We start from the raw sequence: 1,665 nt of genomic DNA, 5'->3' as shown, positions 1-1,665 counted from the left end.
GCATAGACGTACACTGCTGGCCCTGGCGCTGTTCACCGGGCTGACCGCGCCTTCGATGGCGCTCGCCGCCGACGACACGATCAAGATCGGCCTGCTCGCCACTTTCGAGGGGCCGTTCACGGTGCTCGGCGAGGACGGCGAACGCGGCGCCATGACGGCGATCGCCGAGACCAACGGCACCGTCGCCGGCAAGAAGATCGAGATCGTCAAGGGCTCGTCGGACGCCTCGCCCGACAGCGCGGTGCGCGCGGCGCGCAAGCTGGTCGAGCAGGACGGCGTGAAGGTGCTGGTCGGTCCGCTTTCGGGCGATGAAGGCCTCGCCGTCAAGGACTACGCCAAGACCAAGCCGGACGTGACGTTCATCAACGGCACCTCGGCCGCGCAGGACACGACGCTGCGCAATCCGGCCGAGAACTTCTTCCGCTTCTCCACCGACGGGGCGCAGTGGATGGCCGGCCTCGGCACCTATGCCTTCAACGACAAGGGCTACAAGAAGGTCGCGACCGTCGCGGAGGATTACTCCTTCCCCTACACGCAGGTCTTCGGCTTCATGGCCGAGTTCTGCAAGGCCGGCGGGCACGTGCCATCGAAATCCTGGGTGCCGATCGGCAACAAGGATTTTTCTTCGGTCATCGCGGCGATCCCCGAGGATGTCGACGCCATCTATGTGGCGCTCGGCGGCGCCGACGCCGTCAACTTCCTGACCCAATACCAGCAGGCCGGGGGCACGGCCCCGCTGATCGGCGGCTCGATCACCGTCGACCAGACCGTGCTGACCTCGAAAGGCAAGCTGCGCGACGTGCTCAAGGGCACGCCCTCGGCCGGACCGACCGCCGACACCAACGACGCGCCGGCCTGGAAGTCGTTCGTCACGGCCTATGCGAAGCAGCCGGGCGCCTTCCCTTCGCCGTCGCTCTTCGCCCATGGCTACTATGTGAACATGAAGGCGACGCTTTTGGCGCTCGACCAGGTCGGCGGCGACGTCTCCGACGGCGGCAAGAAGCTGCGCGAGGCCTTGTCTAAGCTGTCCTTCGACACGCCGACCGGCAAGGTGTCGCTCGACAAGAACCGCAATGCCGTCGCCGACATCTTCCTGACCGAGGTCACCGAAGGGTCGGACGGCAATCTCCTGAACAAGCTGGTCAAGGTCGTGCCGCAGGTCAACCAGACGCTCGGCATTCCCGAGGGCGAGTTCATGAAGCTCGGCGCGGTCAACCGCGACAATCCGAGCTGCCCGTAACGGTACCTGCAAGAGCATCGTCAGTGACCGAAAACCTGGCCGCGAACCGTCTGCAGAGCTCCGGTGCCTACGCGCTGGAGCTCGATGGCGTTGCGCGGCATTTCGGAGCGCTGGTGGCGCTTTCGGGCATCGACATGAGGATCGCGGCCGGCGAGCGGCGCGCGGTCCTCGGCTCCAACGGCGCCGGCAAGACCACGCTCTTCAACGCCGTGACCGGCGACTTCCTGCCGACCGCCGGACGCATCCGCTTCTTTGGCGAAGACATCACCGACCTGCCGCCGCATGAGCGCATCCGCCGCGGCCTGCGCCGCACCTATCAGATCTCGCAGCTGTTCAAGGGCTTGTCGGTCCTTGATTCCATCTTTCTCGCCTGCCGCGGCGGATGCGCTCATGCGGCGGCAGGTCGGTGATGTCTTCGCCAAAGA

Annotated in this window: 1 protein-coding gene and 1 pseudogene; both read left to right on the top strand. The window is 66.0% G+C overall.

What is annotated here, in order from left to right; translation table 11 throughout:
• The coding region (locus EOD07_RS33615) for an ABC transporter substrate-binding protein (protein ID WP_245470593.1) at positions 1 to 1,240 on the top strand (1,240 nt) is incomplete at its 5' end.
• Positions 1,241 to 1,263: 23 nt separating this feature from the next.
• A pseudogene (locus tag EOD07_RS33610) lies at positions 1,264 to 1,620 on the top strand (ATP-binding cassette domain-containing protein); the annotation flags it as partial.
• Positions 1,621 to 1,665: the final 45 nt, after the last annotated feature.

This window comes from Mesorhizobium sp. M2C.T.Ca.TU.002.02.1.1, assembly GCF_003997225.1.
The sequence above is the reverse complement of the archived record's forward strand: the minus strand, read 5'-3'. Positions and strand labels throughout refer to the sequence as shown.